At 38.2% G+C, this 3,810-nt stretch carries 5 protein-coding genes; 1 reads left to right on the top strand and 4 read right to left on the bottom strand.

The window, feature by feature from the left end; translation table 11 throughout:
* Nucleotides 1-19 precede the first annotated feature (19 nt).
* Complete coding sequence (locus tag AC6F75_RS02275; RefSeq protein ID WP_500713301.1) at nucleotides 20-727, top strand: DUF4197 family protein; 708 nt, start codon at nucleotides 20-22, stop codon at nucleotides 725-727.
* Nucleotides 728-761: 34 nt separating this feature from the next.
* Here AC6F75_RS02275 and AC6F75_RS02270 read toward each other — a convergent pair whose 3' ends face one another.
* From AC6F75_RS02270 to AC6F75_RS02255, 4 genes are all read right to left on the bottom strand, one after another.
* Nucleotides 762-1,550, bottom strand: a complete 789-nt coding sequence (locus AC6F75_RS02270) for a helical backbone metal receptor (RefSeq protein WP_500713300.1) — start codon at nucleotides 1,548-1,550, stop codon at nucleotides 762-764.
* A 102-nt stretch (nucleotides 1,551-1,652) separates the two neighbouring features.
* Nucleotides 1,653-2,060: a GxxExxY protein gene (locus AC6F75_RS02265; RefSeq protein ID WP_500713299.1), complete on the bottom strand. Its 408-nt coding sequence runs from the start codon at nucleotides 2,058-2,060 to the stop codon at nucleotides 1,653-1,655.
* Nucleotides 2,061-2,410: 350 nt separating this feature from the next.
* Nucleotides 2,411-3,232 carry an orotidine-5'-phosphate decarboxylase gene (gene pyrF / locus AC6F75_RS02260; RefSeq protein ID WP_500713298.1) on the bottom strand — a complete coding sequence of 274 codons (822 nt, stop codon included), beginning with the start codon at nucleotides 3,230-3,232 and terminating at the stop codon, nucleotides 2,411-2,413.
* A gap of 72 nt (nucleotides 3,233-3,304) precedes the next feature.
* A partial coding sequence (locus tag AC6F75_RS02255) for a peptide chain release factor-like protein (RefSeq protein WP_500713297.1) occupies nucleotides 3,305-3,810 on the bottom strand: 506 nt, incomplete at its 5' end.

The following is a 3,810-nucleotide window of genomic DNA, read 5'->3' as shown; positions in this document are numbered from 1 at the left end:
ATTCCAAATTATGAGTATTATGAAAAAGTTGCTATTCCTCTCTTTTGTATTTGGGCTTTTCTCTTGTGCAGAATTGCAACAAGCCGTCAACACATTACCTCAAGGGTCAGGCGGTATTTCCAATGCTGATATTGCGGCAGGTTTGCGGCAGGCACTTGACAACGGCATTGACAAACAAGTCTCAAAACTTACCCAAACCGACGGTTTTTACCGAAATGAACTGGTAAAAATCCTTTTACCCCAGGAGCTACAAAAGGTGGATAAAACTTTGAGAGATATAGGACTGGGCAATCTGGCCGATGAAGGTTTAAGGGTTTTGAACCGTGCTGCAGAAGATGCTGTTAAAGAAGCCACTCCCATTTTTGTCAACGCAGTGAGACAAATTACTTTCACCGATGCCCGAAATATTTTAATGGGACCCGACAATGCGGCAACTCAATACCTTTCAAACAAAACCACTCAGGAGCTTTACGGCAGGTTTAACCCGGTAATATCAAATTCACTGGACAAAGTGGGCGCCACTCAGGTTTGGGGCAATATTATTACACAATACAATTCACTTCCATTTACCACCAACGTCAATCCGGACCTTGCTGACTATGTCACCCAAGAAGCATTGAAGGGAGTGTTTACAATGATAGCCGTTGAAGAAAAAGAAATCAGGAACAACTTTGCTGCCCGAACAAGCGATATTTTAAGAAGGGTATTTGCACTTCAGGATAGATAAGCCCCCAACCCCTGAAGGGGGCTTTATGGCATAACTAATGTACTTTGTTTTGTAAATTTCTGAAATAGGTAAACGCTTTTATAAGCCTTGACCCATACCAACTGAAATATTCCCCGTCAACGAGGAGTATTTTTTTGTTTTCTAAAGTTTCTGCAAAATCATCGATGTGTTTTTGCTGAAATGGGTAGGGTTCTGAGGAGAGTAAAATGAGGTCAGCGGCTTTAAGTTCGCCGATTTGAATTTCCGGGTACCGTTCATTTCTGTCAGCAAAAATGTTTTGGAATTTATTCAATTCAAGCAACGTGTTGATAAAGGTACCACTTCCTGCTACCATATAGGGAGCTTTCCAGATTAGATAGGCTATTTTTAAAACGGGTTTTTCAAACATTGTTTTTTCGAAAGCCACCAACTCAGTTTGGATACTTTCGCTAATCTCTTTCGCTTTAGCTTTAACGGAAAAAATGTCACCTAATGATTGAATCATCTCCAAACAGTCGGGAATATTATTCACATCACTAACCCACACCGGAGCTATCTTTTCAAGCTCAGTAACCATTTCTTTGGTATTTTCTTCCTTATTGCAAATGATGATATCGGGTGCAAGTACTTTGATTTTTTCAAACTTCACCTGCTTGGTGCCTCCAACAATTGTTTTTTGTTTTCTTAAGTGTGAAGGGTGAACACAAAATTTGGTGATACCGACTATCTTTTCTTCCAGACCTAAATCAAACAATAATTCAGTTTGTGAAGGAACCAGCGAAATAATTCTTAGCGGTGTTTTGGAAAGGGGAATTTTTCTATGGAGTTGGTCTGTATAAATCATATCTAAGAAAAAGCTACATCTCTTTTTTTTGAACCATTAAGAAATTAAGGGGCATTAAGGGTTTCTTAATATTCTTAATTGCTTAATGATCTTAATGGTTATTTATTCATCAGGTAACAAACTGAAAAATTCATTAACGTAAGGTTTCAATGATTTGGTGATGTTATGAGTAAAAAAATTTATTAACAACCCTTGCGGTTTTTGCAATAATTTCATGTAGGTTAATAATTGAGCTTCATGAACAGGCAAAATATTTTCAATAGCCTTTAATTCTATTACTATACAATCATTTACGAGAAGGTCTAACCTCAAATCAGTTTCTAAACGTATTCCTTCATAAACAACAGGAACTATTAATTGCTGCTCTACTTTAAACCCTTTTTGAATTAATTCATGTCTTAAACATTTTTGATAAACGCTTTCCAAAAGTCCCGGCCCAAGTGCTTTATGAACCTTAATCGCACATCCCGTTATTTCATAAGATAATTGAGTGACTTCCTTTTTAGTCATAATTCAAGTTATTTTACAATTAAAGAATCTTAATGCCCTTAATCACTTAATGTACTGAATGTTTTTTTGAACCATTAAGGCATTAAGGGGCATTAAGGGTTTCTTAATATTCTTAATTGCTTAATGATCTTAATGTTTTTTTGAACCATTAAGAAATTAAGGGACATTAAGGATTTCTTAATATTCTTAATATTCTTAATTGGTTAATGCCCTTAATGTTTTTTATGAACCATTAAGGCATTAAGGGGCATTAAGTGTTTCTTAATACCCTTCATTGCTTAATGAACTTAATGTTTTTTATGAACCATTAAGAAATTAAGGGACATTAAGGGTTTTATCTGCTTAAGGGCCTAAAATTTGCCCTGTAAAATCTTTTTCATTTCTCTTTGCAGTTTTTCTGCTTCGGTAGCAGCTTTTTCAGCAAAATCTTTTTCGGTTGAAGCGTAAATAATGCCTCTGGAAGAATTGATGAGTAACCCAACATCTTTGTTCAAGCCATATTTACACACTTCCTGAAGGCTTCCGCCCTGAGCGCCCACTCCGGGAACCAACAGAAAACTGTCTGGAGCTATGGTCCTGATTTCTTTAAAATACTCAGCTTTGGTAGCACCCACCACATACATCAGTCTTTGGGAATTTTTCCAGGTTTTTGATGTTTCAAGCACCTTTTTGTAAAGCGGTAAACTGTCTGTTTGCAAGGTTTGAAAATCAAAAGCTCCTTCGTTGGAGGTCAGAGCTAAAAGGATGGTGAATTTATTTTCAAAATCTAAAAAAGGCTCTACTGAGTCTTTCCCCATATAAGGGGCTACGGTAACAGCATCAAAAGCCAAGTCTTCAAAAAAAGCTTTGGCATACATCGCGGAAGTGTTACCAATGTCCCCTCTCTTTGCGTCGGCAATGGTCAATACTTCAGGATAATGCTGATTGAGGTAATTGATGGTTTTTTGAAGTGATGTCCAGCCCTTCACACCATCGGCTTCATAGAAAGCCGTATTAGGTTTGTATGCCACAGCGAAGTGGTGTGTAGCATCGATGATGGCTTTATTGAAATCAAAAACCGGGTCATCAACATCCAGGTGATGTCTTGGGATTTTTTGCATATCAGCATCCAGTCCAATGCAGAGAAAAGACTGCTTTTTCTTGATTTGCTGTATTAATTTTTCCCGGGTCAATAGATTAAGTATTTTAATATTTATAACACACCCCTCAATCCCCTCTTTTTAGAGGGGAGGTTTAATTTATCACTAAAAAACATCGCTATTTACCTTCAATTTTTCGGTGTTATCCACAAGTTGAAGCTCGTCGATGATTTTTTGTATATCGCCATTAATGATGTTTCCTAAATCATATAAAGTCAAACCGATGCGATGGTCAGTCACCCGCCCTTGCTGGTAATTGTATGTTCTGATTTTTGCACTTCGGTCGCCACTGCTCACCTGTGAGTTTCGCTTGGCGGCATCTTCTTCCTGACGTTTGGCCAACTCGATATCATACAATCTTGAACGCAATACTTTAAAAGCTTTGTCTTTGTTTTTATGTTGTGATTTTTCGTCCTGGCACTGCGCTACCAAACCCGTTGGAATGTGGGTTAAACGCACAGCAGAATAAGTCGTGTTTACCGACTGGCCTCCGGGTCCTGATGAACAGAAAAAATCGATGCGTACATCTTTAGGGTCGATGTGGACGTCAAATTCTTCAGCTTCGGGAAGTACCATTACGGTTGCGGCACTGGTGTGCACACGCCCCTGGG

This window comes from Planktosalinus sp. (assembly GCF_059864935.1).
The sequence above is the reverse complement of the archived record's forward strand: the minus strand, read 5'-3'. Positions and strand labels throughout refer to the sequence as shown.

Bases quoted from the DNA above. Each gene is read 5' to 3' on its own strand.
- AC6F75_RS02275 (WP_500713301.1), top strand. From the start codon at position 20: ATGAAAAAGTTGCTATTCCTCTCTTTTGTATTTGGGCTTTTCTCTTGT.
- AC6F75_RS02270 (WP_500713300.1), bottom strand. From the start codon at position 1,550: ATGATTTATACAGACCAACTCCATAGAAAAATTCCCCTTTCCAAAACA.
- AC6F75_RS02265 (WP_500713299.1), bottom strand. From the start codon at position 2,060: ATGACTAAAAAGGAAGTCACTCAATTATCTTATGAAATAACGGGATGT.